This is a genomic window from Plantactinospora sp. WMMB334, from assembly GCF_049179095.1.
Lineage (GTDB): Bacteria > Actinomycetota > Actinomycetes > Mycobacteriales > Micromonosporaceae > Plantactinospora.
Window position 1 is genome coordinate 6,160,763 of the sequence record NZ_JBMHME010000002.1, and the last position, 16,698, is coordinate 6,177,460.

The window sequence follows — 16,698 nt, forward strand, 5'->3', positions numbered from 1 at the left end:
CCTCAGACCGATGCCCGCTGGACGCAGGCGTGGCGCAGCAGGTCCACCAGGGGCTGGCGGGGGCGGCACCGGTCGAACCGGAACGAGGCCATCATCTCGTCGATCGCCGGCTCGTCCATCCCCCGGAACAGCTCACCGAACTCCGGCAGCAGGGCCTCGGCGAAGAGGATCTGCGGCACCAGCCGGCCGATCAGGAACTCGCTGCCGAACGGGAACGGCAGGTAGTCGGGGAACTCCCGGGCGAAGAGCTCGTGGAGTGGCCGCATGATCTGCTGGATGTGGTCGTGCCGGCCGCCCCACAGGTCGACACCGAGCCGGGCCTTCTTCTCCAGCACCGGGCGGACGCGGCGCATCCACGGGCTCTCCGGGTCGACGGTGAGCGGCGCCGCGACGCCGATGTCCTTGTAGGGCCAGAACGCCCAGTTGGCCCGGTGCCGGGTGTAGATGTCGAACTGGTCGGCGAGCAGGCCGAGCCGCATCCGGTCGCGTTCGGCGTCACCGGTGAAGACCACGTTGAACTCGCCGACGTAGACCGGGGTGCCGGTGCGGAGCATGTACTCGCTGCGCTTGAGATAGGTCCGCTCCAGGACGGCCGCGTCGAAGTACTGGTCCCGGGACTGCTCCGGCAGCAGGATGCCGTGCTCGTAACCGATCCCGTCCGGGGACTCCCAGACGTGGGTCAGGTGCGCCGTCCCCGGATAGCGACCGTCCGGGACGTAGCCGGGCGGCGCGTAGTCGTGGTGCGAGTAGACGACGTTCGGCAGCGGGTCGCCGTACACGTCGAAGTCGTTGGAGTAGCGGTTGCCCTCCAGGATCACGATGTGCTCCGGGTCGACGGCGCGGATCGCCTCGACCAGGCGGCGCGAGTACGGCCCGACCACCTCCCCGGTCGGGTCGGCCGGCTCGTTCACCGGGTTGTACGCGGCGACCCACGGCTCGTCCCGGTAGCGGCCGGCGATCGCCTGCCAGAGGTGCACCACGCGGTCCTGGAAGTGCGGGTGCTGCCAGAACTGGGCGACGTGGGTGGGGTTGTCGCTGTGCCAGTCCTGGTTCTGCCAGCCCGGCAGCGCGTGCAGGTCGATGATGGTGCGTACGCCGTGCCGGGCCAGCAGCTCGATCGCCCGGTCGAGGTGGTGGAAGCCGGTCTCCACGATCTCGAACGGCCGGCGGTCGTCCTCCAGGTGGCGGTAGTTGACCGGGATCCGGACCACGTTACAGCCCAGCCCGGCGATGAACCTGGCGTCGTCGGCGGTGAAGAAGTGCTCCAGGAAGCGGTCGAAGAAGAACGCCGCGCGTTCCGGGCCGAGCACGTCCCGCACGGCCGCCCGCATGCCCTGCTCGTACGCGGGGAAACCGGTCATCCAGTTCTCGAGGTTGAGCCAACCGGCGAGGCCAATGCCCCGCCAGATAACCGGCCGCCCGTCGCCGTCAACTATTTGATCGCCATTGGTCCGGAGAAATCCTCCGGGGCACGCCAGAGTAAACCGGGACACGGACATGCCACCCCCTGCCTTTCCCGTCGTCGGGTGCATTGCCCGTTCGGACCGATATTGACTCAATACGATGGGCGGTGAATCGTCAAGAGGGCAGCCATGATCAAATGGACGCGCTCCCACGCGCTCCCCGCCGAGCCTGGAGCGTTGCGCTCCGGTCGGGTGAGCCATCAGGACGGTCCGGAGCGGGTGTTGCCGACGGTCGATCGGAGGCGATATTTTCGGGCAGGGATGTTAGCGGTCCCACCACCAGTCCCCACCACACACCCCACGGGGGAAAAATGGTTTGGCCGCGATCGTTGAGGTCAGTGCTATCCGCCGTACGCCGCCTGACTCGGCTCCGCCGTCGACGGAGCCGACGCGACCCGTTTCTCTACAAGTAAGATCCGAATCGGAATCGCCCGGCCCGCCCCGGCGAGCGGCCCGGTCGGACGGCCCGGTCGGACGGCCCGGCGGAGCCGCACGGCCGGGCGGCGACAGCGGCCCCCGCGTCCCACCACGCCCGCCAGACACCGCCGGACCCCGCGCCACACATCGGCGGGCTCACCGCACAGCGCCGGCCGGTGCGCCGGCCCGCGCGCCCGGCGACGTCCTGACCGGAATTTTCGGCCGACGGGAATTGAGTCGGGTCGGCTCAAGTTGTACTGGATGCCGGTCGGGACGACCGGCCACATAGCACCCGAGGAGAGCACCATGAGCACCTTGTCGCTGTGGACCCGGCGGGACCCGTTCGCGGAGTTCGACGCCCTGGTGCGCAACGCCTTCGGCTCGGCCACGACCTGGCCGACCGCCCGGCCGGCCGGCTTCACCCCGGCCGCCGAGATCGACCGCGACGGTGACGACGCGGTGGTCCGGGTCGAGCTGCCCGGCATCGACGTGGAGAACGACGTGACCGTGGAGGTGGACTCCGGCCGGCTGGTCGTCCGTGGCGAGCGCCGCGACGAGCGGGCCGAGGAGCGCGACGGCCGCAGCCTGCGCGAGGTCCGCTACGGCTCGTTCCGGCGCAGCTTCCGGCTCCCCACGCACGTGACGGCGGAGGCGGTCACCGCCTCCTACGACGCGGGCGTGCTCCAGGTCCGGGTCGCCGGGGCGTACGCGGACGGCACCACCGGCGCCCGGCGGATCGCCGTCACCTCCGGCAGCCCGGCCACCCCGGCCCTCGGGTCGGGCGACGGGCGGCCCGCGGCCTGATCCCCGTACACCGACCCCTCTCGCACCAGTGGGCCCGGCCGGATTCCGGCCGGGCCCACGCCGTCACCGCACCCCTCCAGGACGCGCCGAACAGGCGACCACGGTGGTGTGCCGCTCCCGTACCGTGTGTGCTGTGCGTGGGGCAGGCGCGAGACTCGGCATCGACTTCGGCACCTACAACACGGTCGCGGTCCTGGCCCAGCCGGGTCGGGACCCCCGGCCGCTGCTCTTCGACGGATCGCCGCTGTTGCGGTCGGCCGTCTGCGCCGACACCGGTGAACGGCTGCTGGTCGGCCAGGACGCCCTGCACACCGCGCTCTCCCTGCCGCACTCCTACGAGCCCTATCCCAAGCGCTGCGTCGACGAGGGCACGGTGCTGCTCGGCGGCCGGGAGATGTCGGTCGAGGACCTCTTCGCCGCACCGCTGCGCCGGGTCGCCAGCGAGGCGCGCCTGATCACCAGCGAGCCGGTCACCGAGGCGGTGCTGACCTATCCGGCCGCCTGGGGCGCGCACCGCCGGGGCACCCTGCTGGCCGCGGCCGGCAGGGTGCTGCCGACCGTGCGGCTGGTCGCCGAGCCGGTCGCCGCCGCCAACTTCTTCGTCGAGGTGGCCGGCCGGGACCTGCCGGTCGGGCGGTGCGCCGTGGTCTACGACTTCGGTGCCGGCACCTTCGACGTGACCGTGGTACGCCGCGGTGCGGACGGCTTCGAGGTGCTGGCGACCGAGGGGCTCACCGACTGCGGCGGCCTCGACATCGACGCCGCCATCGTGGACCGGATCGGCACCACCGTCGGCGGCCGGGACGCGGCCACCTGGGCTCGGCTGACCAGCCCGGAGACCACCTCGGACCGGCGGGCGAGCCAGCAACTGTGGGTCAACGCACGGGCCGGCAAGGAGATGCTGACCCGCGCCACCAGCACGCTGATCCACGTGCCACTCTTCGACGTGGAGATGCCGCTGGGCCGGGAGGAGCTGGAGGAGCTGGCCGCCCCGGTGATCAGCCGTACCGTGGCGACCACCCGCACGCTGCTCGGCCGGGTGGAGAGTGGGGACTCCGTGGCCGCGGTCTTCCTCTCCGGCGGCTCCAGCCGGATGCCGGCGGTCGCCACCGCGCTGCACCGGGCGCTGCAGATCGCTCCCAGCGTCGTGGAGCAACCCGAACTGGTCGTGGCGGAGGGAAGCCTGCGCATCCCACCCGGTTCCACCGGGACCGCCACGGTGGCAACGGCCACCCCGCCGACCACGGCCGACGCCCCGCCGGCCGGCGAGGTGCCGCCGGATGCCGCCGCACCACCCACCGCCGCTGCGATCCCCGCCGCCGGTGTGCCATCCGCCGCGGGTGTGACGCCCGCCGCCGGTGTGCTGTCGGGCGGTGGCCCTGGCGGCACCGGCGTCGCCGGTGTCCCGGCCGGGTGGTCCGGCCGCTGGGGCACGCTACGGCGGTCGCGGCGGGCCAGGGTCGCCGGGGCGGGTGCGGCGGTCGCCGGCATCCTGGGCGCGGTCACCGTCGCCGCCCTCGCCGCCAGCGGCCTCCCGCAGGGATCCGGCGACCGGGCCGGAGGAGCCGGATCCGGCTCCTCCGCGTCGCCGAGCCCGAGCCCGTCACCCACCCCCGCCGCCACGCCCAGCGTGACGGCGGCCGGGGTGGACAGTTGCCTGGTCGGGGTCTGGCGGAGTGTCAGCGACCAGTCGATCAACCGGATCGACGGCAACGAGGTGCAGTTCACCGGCGGCACCGGCGTGCTGCAGACGTACGCCGCGAACGGCCGGGTGACGATGGACTTCAACAAGAGCAAGGACTCGACGGCGACGGTCAACGGCGTACGGTGGCGGCACCGGATCCGGGGCACCGTGTCGGCGAACGTCTACCACCGCAACGGCCTGGAATACGTCAGCGACGTGCGGGCCAACGGGACGATGGTGTTCTACCGGGGAAGCAAGCGCAACGCCAGCAGCGAACTGTCGCTGCTGCTGGAGCCGAGCGAATACATCTGCACCGGCGACCGGATGCGGTTCTTCGGCAACGGCGCCAGCGAGTGGATACGGGTCCGCTGACCACGACTGCGGAGTTGAGCGGCTGGCGGGTGGTCGGGAGCCCTCGCGGTGGCGGCCCGGACCGCGCGCGTACGGGCGACCGAAACGAACGATTTACATTTGTAACACTCGACCCGCTCCCGTCGGGTTCTAGCGTGGACCTGCTCCGTAGGACGACTGTCCGATCCCCGTCCCGCCGGGCCGGCGCCGCATCCCGGGCGCCGCCGACGTCGTGACCGGTCGGTCGGCAGGTAGACATGCCAGGAGGAGCCGTGTCCGCCGAGACCCGCACCGTCGCGCCGCACGACCCGCTCGCCGTCGGTGCCGACCCCCACCCCGACCTGCACAACGCCGACCTGGCGCCGCTGCCCGAAGACCGGCGCCGGTGGGGTTGGTTCGAGATCTTCAACGTCTGGACCAACGACGTGCAGAGCCTCGCCGGCTACACCCTGGCGGCGAGCCTCTTCATCACCGCCGGGATCAACGGCTGGTGGGTCTTCGCGGCGATCGTCCTCGCCGGCCTCTTCGTGAACTACCTGGTCAACCTCACCGGCGTGCCCAGCGTCCGGTACGGCATCCCGTACGCGGTGATGGCCCGTAGCGGGATGGGAGTGCGCGGCGCGATGTTTCCGGCGCTGGTCCGGGGAATCGTCGCGATCTTCTGGTACGGCGCCCAGACCTACTTCGCCTCCACTGCCGTGGCGCTGGCGCTGAACGCGCTCCTCGGCACCCCGGGCGGCGCGGAGGTGCTCGGGATGACCGGGGTCGACTGGATCTCGTACCTGATCGTGGCGGCGATCCAGATCCTGCTCTTCGTCCGGGGCATCGCCTGGATCGAGCGGTTCCTCAACATCGCCGGCCCCGCCGTCTACGTCGTGATGACGCTGCTGCTGGTGGCGATCTGGGTGCAGGCCGGCGACGAACTGCTGCCCGCCGTCGGCACCATTTTCAGCAGTGCCGACGTCCAGGGCTGGGCCGCCGTCACCGCGTTCCTCGGCGTGGTCGGCACGATGGTGGCGTACTTCTCCGCCGTCATCATCAACTTCGGCGACTTCTCCCGGTTCTCCAGGAACGTGCGCGGCATGAAGATCGGCAACTTCACCGGCCTGCCGGTCAGCCTCGCGTTCTTCACCTTCCTCTCGCTCTTCATCACCGCCGGGGCGTACGTCGTCTATCAGGACGGCCAGGGTGAGCCCCAGACGAACCCGGCCGCCATCGTCGGCCAGGTCGGCAACACCGCACTCACCGTGGTGGCCGCGCTGACGTTCCTGGTCGCGACGATCGGCATCAACCTGGTCGCCAACTTCATCCCGCCCGCCTACGACCTGTCGAACCTGGCGCCGCAGCGGATCAGCTTCAAGCGCGGTGGCTACCTGACGGCGGTCTTCGGCTTCGTCATCGGCGCCCTCTGGGTGGCGGTGATCGACCAGATCGGACTGCCGAAGTTCGTCGACACCCTCGGCGCCGTGCTCGCCCCGCTCTACGGGATCCTCGTCGCCGACCACTACGTCGTCCAGCGCCGTACGCTGCGCGTCCACGACATGTACAGCATGGATCCCGCCGGCCGCTACCACTACACCGCAGGCTGGAACCTGCGGGCCGTCGGCGCGTTCCTGGTCGCCGCCGTCTTCTCGGTGGCCGCGGTCTGGGTCCCGTGGCTGGCCGAGCTGAGCGGGTTCGCCTGGGTGATCGGCGCGATCATCGGTGCCGTGCTCCACGTCCTCGTCATGCGCACGCACCGGTCGACGGTGGCGGCGAGCTGACCGCCGGCGCCGAAGCCGTCCGAGGCATGCGAGCCACGCATGGCCGCTCCGACAGATATGCATTGGTGCCGTGAGGATCAGCTGGTCAGACTGGGGCGAGCCGGTTCCGGTCCACGGCTTCGTGGCCGGGTGCCGGTCGCGGTGCCGACCTCGGGGAGCAGACCATGGCGAAGACGACGAGACCACCCCTCGACGCGGGCGCCGCGCTGCTCGTGGTCCTGTGGGCGGTCACCTTCGTGCACCACCTCTACGGCGGTATCGCCTTCGACAGCCCCGAACGCGGCGTCATCGCCCTCGTCTTCACCCTGCTCCTCGTCGGCACCCTCGGGCTGTATCGGCTGGGTACGGCCCGGCGGTGGGCGGGGCGGGCGTACCGGCTCCTCGTGGTCGTCGTCTGGATCGGATTCCTCGGCCTGTACGAGGGTGGCTTCAACCACACCCTCCACGTGATCCTCCGCTGGGCCGGTGACGGGGACGCGGTCCAGCGGCTCTATCCGGCCGGCAGTGATGCCGTGGTCTCACAGGACGTCTTCTTCCAGAGCACCGGAGTGCTGACGCTGCTGGTCGCCATCGGCGTCGGCTTCACCATGCTCCGTCGTCCCGCGCACGCGGCCTGACCAGGCAGGCGGCCCGACCGGGCAGGGTCCCGCGTCCGCAGCAGACGGTGAGGGGGGATTCGAGAGATGCGGGACGAGTCGCCGGGCGCACCGGCCGGCGGGACAGGCACCGACGGGCGCATCGTCGTGGTCGGCGGCTACGGCGCCGTCGGACGGATCGTGGCGCAGACCCTCGGGAAGTGGTGTCCCGGCCGCGTCGTCGTCGCCGGCCGGAGCCTGGAACGGGCACGCGCACTGACCGCGCTCGCCCCTACGGCGGCCCTGCTCGCCGAGGCGGTCGACATCGACCGGGCGGCCGGCATCGAGCGGATGTTGCGGGGCACCCGCGTCGTGGTGATGTGCGTCGAGCGCAACAACGAGACCCTGGCCCGGGCCTGCCTCCAGCGCGGCATCGGCTATGTCGACGTCAGCGCCACCGCCTCGGTACTGGAATCGATCGGCCGGCTCGACGCGCTCGCCGTCGCGCACGGCGCCACGGCCGCGTTGAGCGTCGGGCTCGCCCCCGGGTTGACCAACGTCCTGGCCCGGTACTGCGTCGACCGGTTGCCGTCGGCGCGCGCCGTCGACCTCGCCGTCCTGCTGGGCACGGCCGGCGACCATGGTCCGGACTCGGTCAGGTGGACGGTCGAGCGTCTCGGCGAACCGGTCCGGCCCGCACCCGGCACACCGTCCCGGGCAGTGGCCGCGCTACCGGATCTCGGCCGCCGTACCGTGCACTGGTTTCCCTTCTCCGACCAGTCCACCCTGACCGCGACGCTCGGCGTCCCGGTTACGACCAGGATCTGCTTCGACTCCCGGGCGGTCACCGCCGTCGCCTTCGGGCTGCGCGCCGCCGGCTTCTTCGCCGCGCTGTGCAGGCTCGGCGCGACCCCCCTGCGGACCAGGGCGCTGTCCCGGCTCGGCACCGGCACCGACCGGTTCGCGGTGCAGGCGACGGCCATCGGCCCGGACGGGGAACGGGTGTGCGGCGCCGTGACCGGGCGGCAGGAGTGCCGGGCGACCGGCATCGTGACGGCACAGGTCGCCCGCCGGGTCTACCTCGGCCGTACGCCGGCCGGGGTGCGACACATCGACCAGTTCGTCGATGCCGAGGCGTTCCTCAACGAGTTGCCGACGCGGCATCTCGCCCTCCACCTCGCTCGGCGATAGCGACCGTGCCCCGGTGGGAGTCAGGTGCGTCGTGCGACGCCGGCCGGGCCGGGACGCGCCGGTCGTCGGCGTCCGGGGCCCAGCGGCCGACGACCAGTCCGGCACCGACCCCGATCTCGCCGGGGCGTGTGACAGCGAATTTGACACCGAGCACCACCCCGTCCGGAAAACGACGGTAGGCGGCCAGGGTACGCAGCGGCTCGGGCCCGGTCCGCACTCCGCGCTTCTGGTCGACGGCGGTGACCGCGCAACGGGCGGCACGCTTGGCGAAGCCCAACTCGGCGCTGCCCACCGAGACGTGCCGGAGGTGGTCCTCGGTGTGCGGCCCCGGCCACCCGTCCACCACGATGTTGGGACGGAACCGGCTGGTCGGCAGCGCCCCGGCACCACCGGCGCGCAGCCGCTCGTTGAGCGACTCCACGGAGGCTCGGGACAGCAGATGGATCGCCGAGCTGTCGGCGTACCCGGAGGTTCCCGGAGTCTCCCCGTCGGTACGCCGGTCGTGCTCCGGCGGCACCCGCACCAGCCTGCTCGGCACGCCCAGCGCCTGCGACAGCCAGCCGGCGACGACGTCACCCTGGTCGATACCACGCAGCGGTGCGCCGAACAGCAGCACGTCCCGCCTGGCCGCGTCGATGTCCACCGTCAGGCGCAGTGGCTCGCAGTCCGGCGCGGACAGCGTCAGGTGCCCGCCGTCCGCACTGATGTCCGGCCGGATCAGCGCGAGCCGTGGATCGCGCCGCTGGCTGCGGAAGACGCCGGCCGGGTCGACGACCATGAAGCTGCGGTCGTGGGCGAGGCCGGCCGGGGTCACCACCGCCCTTTGGAGGGAGACGCCGGCGCATCCCTTGATCGGATAGGTGATCAGCTCAACGACGACGCCGTTGCCGACGTGAGCCGGAATCGGGTCGGACACCAGCGGACTCCTCCACGTGGAGGCGCCCTTCGTCCGTCGACGGCGGGGATCGAGCGTGGCGGGCAGAGCCCGTCGCAGCGCCTCTCGACCCCGGTCCCGCCAGTTTCGGCAGGCCCGGCGTCGGAGTCAAGGAGATTGTGGACGCCCGTGGGCGTGGCTGTTGACCACCCGGTCGGTCACCGGCACCGTGGCCTTCTGCCGGCAAGTCGGGTGGATCGAGGTCCTGGCCCTACCGGGTACGGAGGAGAACCCATCGACGAAGAAGGGCTGCGGGCGGCCCGGCACCGGCGGCATCCTGAACGAGTGGAGGTTGAACCAATGGGAGTCACCGCGCTGGGCTGGACTTTGACGGTCGCGGTCATTCTGGGCCTGCTGGCCCTGGACCTGCTCGTCGGCGTCGTACGGCCACATGCGGTCGGCTTCCGGGAGGCGATCGCATGGTCGGCGTTCTATATCACCGTGGCAGTGATCTTCGGCCTGGTTCTCGCCGGCATCGTCGGTTGGGGCTACGGCACCGAGTACTTCGCCGGCTACGTCGTCGAGAAGAGCCTCTCCGTCGACAACCTGTTCGTCTTCGTGATCATCGTGTCGACGTTCGCCGTGCCGCAGGAGCACCAGCACAAGGTGCTCACCTTCGGCATCATCGTCGCTCTGATCCTGCGCGTGATCTTCATCGCGCTCGGCGCGACGCTGCTGGCGTTCTTCTCGTTCATGTTCCTGATCTTCGGCCTGCTGCTGATCTGGACCGCGCTCCAACTGTTCCGGCACCGTGACCAGGACCCCGACGTCGAAAACAACGTCCTGGTCCGTGCCACCCGACGGCTGCTGCCGGTCACCGACGAGTACGACGGCGGCCGGCTGATCACCCGGCTGGACGGACGTCGGGTGTTGACTCCGCTGTTCGTCGTGCTGATCGCCATCGGCGGGACCGACATCCTGTTCGCCCTGGACTCCATCCCGGCGGTGTTCGGCGTGACCGACGAGCCCTACATCGTCTTCGTGGCCAACGCGTTCGCCCTGCTCGGGCTGCGAGCCCTGTATTTCCTGGTCACCGGGTTGCTCGACCGGCTGGTCTACCTCTCGGTCGGGCTGGCGTTGATCCTCGCGTTCATCGGGGTCAAGCTCGTCCTGCACTGGGCGCACGTCGCCCTGGACCCCGGCGTGCCGGAGATCTCCACCCCGGTCTCGCTGGCCGTCATCATCGGCGTGCTCACCATCACCACCATTGCCAGCCTGCTCAAGGTACGCCGCGACCCCGCCGCCCGCGCCCACGCCAGCGTCGTCACCCGGGGAAAGCCGCGCTCGGCGGAGACCCGGACGCGACGGCGCCAGGGATCGGACGGCTAGCGGCTCGACGAGTGCCTACAGTGGCCGGTCCGGCTGGCGGTGAACCGGGGTCACCGGGCGAACGGGCCGGCACCGGTGAAGGCGTACTCGGCGAACCGGGTGCCGATCTGCTGGTGGGCCCCGGGACTCGGGTGCAGGCCATCCGGTAACGGGAGCTCGGCGGCATCGGCCGCGCCGTACAACGAGGTGCCGTCAAGGTGATGCAGGTTCTTGTCGGCTGCGCGCCGGTCGGTCAGCGAGCGCAACTCGCGCCGGATGACCTGGAGCGTCAGGCGTCCCAGCGTGACGTCCTCAGGCGTTCCGGTCGCGAGGAAACGCACCTGGCCGGTGCCGATCGAGACGGGGTCGATCGCACCCGGGCCGGGAGTCTCCTCGTGGATACCGCAGAACAGGGGCGAGATCAGGAGCAGCGGGACCTCCGGATGCCCGTCACGGATCGTGTCGAGGAAGCCGTGGACGGCGGGGACGAAGGCACGTAGCCGCATCACGTCGAGATTCACGACGTTGATGCCGAGCTTGATGCTGATGTAGTCGGCCGGGGCGTCGCGGATCACGCGGGCCAGGAACGGATCGACCAGCGCGCTGCCGCCCAGGCCGAGGTTGCGTAGCTCGACACCGGCATGACGGGCGGCGACGGCCGGCCAGATCTCGCTCGGCGCCAGCGCGTTCGAGCCCTGACTGATCGAACTGCCGTGATGCACCCACAGCGGGAGCCTGGCGTCGTCCGGCTCGATCGCGGCGTCGGCCCGCAACTCGATCAGTTCGACGGACTCGTTGTGCGGCAGCCAGATCTCGATCCGGTGGTGGCCCGCGGGCAGACCGGAAACCGTGGTCGTGTGCGCCTCCCCGGGCAGGAAGGCAGTCTGGCCACTGGTGAGGTCGACCTCGAACCGGTCGCCGCCGTCCAGCACGTCGCGAACGACGAGCTCGCCGTCGGCGTAGACGTCGATGCGCCCACGCGGTCGCCCGGTGCCCACGTAGGCGATCCGGGTCGGGTGGGTCACCAGTTCGACCGCGCTTGCCGCCGTGCGGAACACGATGCGTACGCCGGACGGCTGACTCTCCATCGACAGCAGCTGTCCGTCCGGGAACTGCTCCCGTACCCAGGCGGGCAGCCGGTGTGGCCGGACGCCGCGCGGGGTGACCTCGACCTCGGCGACGCCGCGGAGAAGCTCGGGGAAGTGTCTGAGTAGGGCAGGCATCAGGATTTTCCTCCGGTCGGCCAGCAGCGGAAAGCCGTGTCGAGCGCATCCAGCGCTCGCCGCCAGGACACCTCGGTCGCGGGCTCGCGGTGCCCCATGCTGCCGCTCGCCTCGAGCGACAGGAAGCCGTTGATGGTTGCGCCGAGCAGCCGGGTGGCGTGCACGAGCTCGGTCCCGGGCAGCTGGTAGCCACGGAGCACCGCCAGGGTGAGCGCGACGACGCGGCCGGCCGCGTCCGAGTGAACGGTCGATGCCGCAGCCGGGCGTTGCAGAGCGCTCCAGCGACCGGGGAACTGGCGGGCATAGTCGCGGTGTGCGTCGGCGAGAGCGACGAGCGCGTCCCGCCCCGAACGACCGCCGATGGAGATCGCGATGCGGTCGGCGAGCTCGCCGAGTGCCAGTTCGTGCACGCTGTCGAGCAGGGAGGAGCGATCGCGGACGTGTGAGTAGAGACTCGCGGTCTGCACCCCGAAGCGGCGGGCCAGCGCCGACAGGGTGATGGCGTCGAATCCCTCTCGGTCCGCCAGCTCCGCCGCCGCCGCGACGACGACCGCCGAGGTCAGGTTCGCTCGTCCCACGCCCACAGCCTACAGCCAGTAGACAGAAACCTAAAAGCTTTAGGTTGGGCTACCCGCGCCGAGGTACTGGCGGAACGCGGCGTCAACGAAACCCTGGCCCTCCGACCCCCGCCCCCGGCGCGCCCGTCGACGCGATCACGAGCAGACGTCACCGAAGGGCTTTCGGGGGCAACTCATGATCACATATCCAACCAGCGCCACCCCCGAGTCCGCTTCGGCAACCCGGTGCACGTGTACAACAACCTCTACAGCAACGTCGGCGGCTACGGCGTCGCCTCCACCATGGGGGCCGGCGTCCTCGTCGAGGGCAACTACTTCGAGAACACCGACGACCCTTACCACCTGGGTGAGGGCTCGTCCGGCCCGGGCTCCCTGGTGGCCCGTAACAACTGCTTTGTCAACTCAGGCGGGGGGCAGGCCGGCGGCAGCGTCGCCAACATCCCGTATTCGTATCAGATGGACGCCGCCTGCAACGTCAAGGCCGTCGTAACGGCGGGCGCCGGGGCTGGTCGGATCAGCGTCTGATCGGACGCCGTATCGCAGCACCACGGCATCAACTGGGCCGTCCCGAGATCGAGTTCGGGGCGGCCCAGCCCGACGAAGGATCGGGCTGGGCGCGTCGAGTCAGCAATGCCACGAAGCGGGAACGGCGGCGGTGTCCGATCAGGCAGCCGGCGCGGGTCAGGAGGTATTCACATCAGCCGCACCGCCGCCGACCATCCAAGTTGGCCACGATCGCTGCGTGCGGTTCTCCTTCCAGAGATGGGCGTGGGCGATCAGAGACAGTGCGGGCAGGGCTACCCCGCCAAGGCGGCGGGCATGTTCCTCCAGCTCCGTCCGGCCACCGCAGATCTTGCTGTACCGGGCGTGACCGGAACAGGTCGACCGGACGTTGCCGGGCGGCGGGCCCGGCGACGACATATTTGTTGGTCACCGGCGAGCGTGCCGAGCCTCCGCGGTGGCTACGGCAGCGAGAACGAATGCAATTCCGGCGGCGACCACCAGAGCCGGGTTCGGACCGTCCTTGACGGCGCCCATGTAGTCGACCTCGGCGGCGCCGTTGAACACCAGGTACCACAGCAGCAGGTAGATCACCTGGAACGGCCGCGACGACCGCGACGACGTGCCGAGGAGCAGCGCCAGCGCCGGGATGAACAAGGCGCCACCCACCCAGGCGGCCACACCGGCCAGATCGCCGGCGACGAGCAGCCGGATCAGGGCTACCGCGCCGACCACGGAGGCCAGCACCGCGCCGGCGGCCCACGAGGACAGCAACCGCCGGCGCCGGCCCGGGTAGGCGGCGAGCGTGCCGGTCATCTCGTGCTCGCTTTCCTGCGAACCCAGGCGGGACCACACCAGCGTCGGCCAGACCCAGCACAGCGCGAGCGCGACCGGAGCGACACTCTCGGTCGACACCACCGCGGCGATCCCACTGAGACCGGCCGCGACGCCCCACCACCACCAGCTCGCACCGGCGAGCAGATTGCGGGTCTCGGCCCGGATCAGCTGCAGGACGCTCGAGCCGGGAACGGCCGGTGTCGCCGGCCGTCTGACCTCGAGGTGCGGCACCGCCTTCGGGGTCACCGTCTCGGCCGCCGGCGGCTCCGCCCCGACGGGGCCGCGGAACCGCCGGCGCGGACCACCGCGGGCCGGGTCGAAACGGTGGAACCAGATGCTGCCCAGTAGGGCCAGCCCCAGCGCGACGCCGAGCACGACGAGCCGTTGCGCCGCGAACGCGCCCCAGAAGTCCGCGCCGGACCAGGCGAACGGGACCAGCGGCGATTCTCTCTCGACCAGTCCCACGCCGAACTCCGCCGCCCTGGCCCCGGGGAACTGCCGCGCGATGTCGGCCTGCATCGAGTCCGTCACCAGCTTGAGGCCGAGGACGTCGTTGCCCCTGCCGGACTGCAGGAAGACGCTGCTCGCCATCCAGAGGAAGACCCAGACGAGGTTGCCGACACCGCCGCGGAGCCCCGGCACGGTCTCGAACAGCACCGCCGCGGCGGCGGTGACCGCCAGCACCGGAAGCGTGATCAGCAGGAACGGGGTGATCAGCGCGATCGGGTCGACGCTGCGGTCCTCACCCCGCCAGAGCTGCATGGCCAGCGCGGTGACGGCCAGCGCACCGGTCATCGAGGCCAGCACGGCGAAGTTGCTGATGAACTTGCCGACCAGATACGGCGCGCGCCCCAGCGTGGTGGTGGCCAGGATCTGCCCGACACCGGTGGCCTCGTCACGGGCCACCCAACCGGGTGCAGGCGGCGATCATGGTGCACAAGGCCGGGCTGCTCTCCGCGCCGCGCCGGAGCCTCGACGGCAGCTGACCCGGGCACGCTCGGCGCGGGAAGCGAAGCAGTTCCGCGTTCACGGCCTCCGGCTCCGCCAAGTAGTCGTAGTGACCACGGCTTTGATCTCCTCGTAGCCAGCCCGGAATCACGGCGGCGACCTCGCGGCCCGCACCGGACACCCCGTCAGGCCTCCTTACAAGCCGCGCTCGGATGGCCGGGATGATCGCCGCTCGACGTCACACGCGGGTCGCCGCCCCGACCGGACCCTCGGCGGGTACTTGGGCATGCTCTGCTGCGGTGGTGGTCAGGGAGTTGCGTGTCTGCCGACTCCGGCGGGACCGATTCCTTTCCGGCTCGCCCGGGGTCTATCCGTCATGACCACAACGACGAGGGACCCCAACCGCGCACTGTGGGAGGCGTGGGCACGGGGTGAGCAGAGCCCGGCCTGGAAGACGCTGGCCACGGAGCCGGACGGCGTAGAGACCGTGCGCGTGGACGCGCCGGCCGGGCTGTGGCTGCGTCCGCCGGATGCCCCGGTCGGGCCGGTGATCCTGGCGATCCACGGCGGCGGTTTCATCAGCGGTTCGGGGGCCACTCATCGCCGGATGTTTGGTCACCTGGCGCGGGCGGCCGGGCTGAACACGTTCGCCGTTGAGTACGGCCTCGTGCCCGAGCACGTGTTCCCCAGTCAGCTCGACACCGTGACGGCGGCCTACCGGTGGCTGCTTGGCAGCGGAGCCGGTCCGATCGCCGTGATCGGCGACTCCTGCGGCGCGACGCTGGCGATCGGCCTCGCGACACGCGTCCGGGAGGAAGACCTCCCGATGCCCGCGTCGCTGATGCTGATGTCGGCATGGACCGATCTCGACGCCGACGGCATCTCGTACGACACGGGCAGCGATCCGTTCTTCACCCGGGAACGGGTCCGCGAGCTGGCGGCCGGCTACCTGGCCGGGGCGGACCCGCATGATCCGCTGGCGGCGCCGATGCACGCCGATCTGCGCGGGCTGCCGCCGACGTATCTCCAGGTCGGTGCCCAGGAGGCGCTGCTGGACGACAGCAGACGGCTGGCTCGGCGGATGCGGGCCGCTGCTGTCGAGGTCCGTCTCGACGAGTTTCCGGACCAGGTCCACACATTTCAGATGGCGGCCGGTCGCACGAGCGCGGCCGACGAGGCGGTTGGTGAGGCGGGATCGTGGCTGCGGTCGACACTGGTCCAGTGAGCGATTTCGAGCAGGTGGCGGCGCCGCTGCGCGGCGAGTTGCTGGCGCACAGTTATCGGATGCTCGGGTCCTGGCATGAGGCCGAGGACGCGGTCCAGGAGACCTATCTGCGCGGCTGGCGCGCCTGGGACGGCTTCGAGGAGCGGTCGTCGGTGCGGACGTGGCTGCACCGCATCGCGACAAATGTGTGCCTCAACGCTGCCCGGGATCGTGGCCGGCGCGCCCTGCCATCGGGCATCGGCGCACCCACCGACGACGTGGACGGGCAACCGGACGTGCTGCCGCCGCAGACGTGGATCGAGCCGTTCGCCGGCGACCGCGCCGACCTGCGGCTGGCGTTGGTCGCCGCGATGCAGACGCTGCCGCCGGCCCAGCGGGCCGTGCTGCTGCTCCGCGACGTGCTGGCGTTCCCCGCCGCTGAGGTCGCCGAGATGATGGACATGTCGGTCGCCGCCGTGAAGAGCAGCCTGCAACGCGCCCGCGCCCGGCTGACCGAGGTCGATTTCGGTCCCGATGATGTCGTCGAGCCCAGCTCCCCGCAGGCGCGGCGGCTGCTCGACGCGTACGTGACCGCGTTCGAGACCGCGAACGTCGATGCCTTGATGGCCGTCCTGCGGGTGGATGTCAGGCTGGAGCTGCTGCCGAACCGACGGTGGTTCGCAGGCGTGGCTGGTTGTTCCCGGGTATTCGCCATGGCGGTTGGTCGCCCCGGCGACTGGCGGATGGACCGCGTGATCGTCAACGGCCAGCCCGGGGTCACCGCCCACCTGCACGGCCAACCGTTCGGCATCGCGGTGCTCGACGCTCGCCAGGACGGCATCGCCAGCGTGACCGTTTTCGGTGACCCTGCGCTCGTCCGACGCTTCACAGCCGGTGCTTCGAGGGTCTAGCCATTA

At 71.0% G+C, this 16,698-nt stretch carries 13 protein-coding genes and 1 pseudogene; 9 read left to right on the plus strand and 5 right to left on the minus strand.

The window, feature by feature from the left end:
• Positions 1-2: 2 nt before the first annotated feature.
• Entirely contained in the window at positions 3-1,361 is a 1,359-nt protein-coding gene (locus ACN27G_RS26435) for a glycoside hydrolase family 5 protein (RefSeq protein ID WP_421495446.1), read from the minus strand.
• A gap of 825 nt (positions 1,362-2,186) precedes the next feature.
• Here ACN27G_RS26435 and ACN27G_RS26440 point away from each other — a divergent pair.
• The 5 genes from ACN27G_RS26440 (at position 2,187) to ACN27G_RS26460 (ending at position 8,248) form a co-directional block, all read left to right on the plus strand.
• Complete coding sequence (locus ACN27G_RS26440; RefSeq protein ID WP_421495447.1) at positions 2,187-2,684, plus strand: Hsp20/alpha crystallin family protein; 498 nt, start codon at positions 2,187-2,189, stop codon at positions 2,682-2,684.
• A gap of 133 nt (positions 2,685-2,817) precedes the next feature.
• Positions 2,818-4,740, plus strand: a complete 1,923-nt coding sequence (locus ACN27G_RS26445) for an Hsp70 family protein (RefSeq protein ID WP_421495448.1) — start codon at positions 2,818-2,820, stop codon at positions 4,738-4,740.
• Between the two features lie 251 nt (positions 4,741-4,991).
• On the plus strand, positions 4,992-6,482 hold the full coding sequence (locus ACN27G_RS26450; protein ID WP_421495449.1) for an NCS1 family nucleobase:cation symporter-1: 1,491 nt from the start codon (positions 4,992-4,994) through the stop codon (positions 6,480-6,482).
• 164 nt (positions 6,483-6,646) lie between these two features.
• Positions 6,647-7,099, plus strand: coding sequence for a hypothetical protein (locus ACN27G_RS26455; RefSeq protein WP_421495450.1), 453 nt, complete (start codon positions 6,647-6,649; stop codon positions 7,097-7,099).
• Between the two features lie 66 nt (positions 7,100-7,165).
• Entirely contained in the window at positions 7,166-8,248 is a 1,083-nt protein-coding gene (locus tag ACN27G_RS26460; protein WP_421495451.1) for a saccharopine dehydrogenase family protein, read from the plus strand.
• On the opposite strand, the gene ACN27G_RS26465 is transcribed toward ACN27G_RS26460, so the two are convergent.
• Positions 8,199-9,164: an MOSC domain-containing protein gene (locus ACN27G_RS26465; RefSeq protein WP_421495452.1), complete on the minus strand. Its 966-nt coding sequence runs from the start codon at positions 9,162-9,164 to the stop codon at positions 8,199-8,201. The genes ACN27G_RS26460 and ACN27G_RS26465 overlap by 50 nt on opposite strands.
• Before the next feature lie 318 nt (positions 9,165-9,482).
• Between ACN27G_RS26465 and ACN27G_RS26470 the strand changes: the two genes are divergently transcribed.
• Complete coding sequence (locus ACN27G_RS26470) at positions 9,483-10,511, plus strand: TerC family protein (protein ID WP_421497468.1); 1,029 nt, start codon at positions 9,483-9,485, stop codon at positions 10,509-10,511.
• A 50-nt stretch (positions 10,512-10,561) separates the two neighbouring features.
• Here ACN27G_RS26470 and ACN27G_RS26475 read toward each other — a convergent pair whose 3' ends face one another.
• Together ACN27G_RS26475 and ACN27G_RS26480 are read right to left on the minus strand one after the other, a co-directional pair.
• Positions 10,562-11,713, minus strand: a complete 1,152-nt coding sequence (locus tag ACN27G_RS26475) for a GDSL-type esterase/lipase family protein (RefSeq protein WP_421495453.1) — start codon at positions 11,711-11,713, stop codon at positions 10,562-10,564.
• Entirely contained in the window at positions 11,713-12,291 is a 579-nt protein-coding gene (locus ACN27G_RS26480; RefSeq protein WP_421495454.1) for a WHG domain-containing protein, read from the minus strand. Before ACN27G_RS26480 ends, ACN27G_RS26475 begins: the two co-directional genes overlap by 1 nt.
• A gap of 186 nt (positions 12,292-12,477) precedes the next feature.
• Between ACN27G_RS26480 and ACN27G_RS26485 the strand changes: the two are divergent.
• A pseudogene (locus tag ACN27G_RS26485) lies at positions 12,478-12,816 on the plus strand (pectate lyase); the annotation flags it as partial.
• A gap of 405 nt (positions 12,817-13,221) precedes the next feature.
• Here ACN27G_RS26485 and ACN27G_RS26490 read toward each other — a convergent pair.
• The gene (locus tag ACN27G_RS26490) at positions 13,222-14,535 is read right to left on the minus strand and encodes a hypothetical protein (protein ID WP_421495455.1); all 1,314 of its coding nucleotides are present in this window, start codon (positions 14,533-14,535) and stop codon (positions 13,222-13,224) included.
• Positions 14,536-14,953: 418 nt separating this feature from the next.
• Here ACN27G_RS26490 and ACN27G_RS26495 point away from each other — a divergent pair, with 418 nt between their 5' ends.
• Together ACN27G_RS26495 and ACN27G_RS26500 are read left to right on the plus strand one after the other, a co-directional pair.
• Positions 14,954-15,802, plus strand: coding sequence for an alpha/beta hydrolase (locus tag ACN27G_RS26495; protein WP_421495456.1), 849 nt, complete (start codon positions 14,954-14,956; stop codon positions 15,800-15,802).
• The gene (locus ACN27G_RS26500) at positions 15,775-16,692 is read left to right on the plus strand and encodes an RNA polymerase subunit sigma-70 (protein ID WP_421495457.1); all 918 of its coding nucleotides are present in this window, start codon (positions 15,775-15,777) and stop codon (positions 16,690-16,692) included. Before ACN27G_RS26495 ends, ACN27G_RS26500 begins: the two co-directional genes overlap by 28 nt.
• Positions 16,693-16,698: the final 6 nt, after the last annotated feature.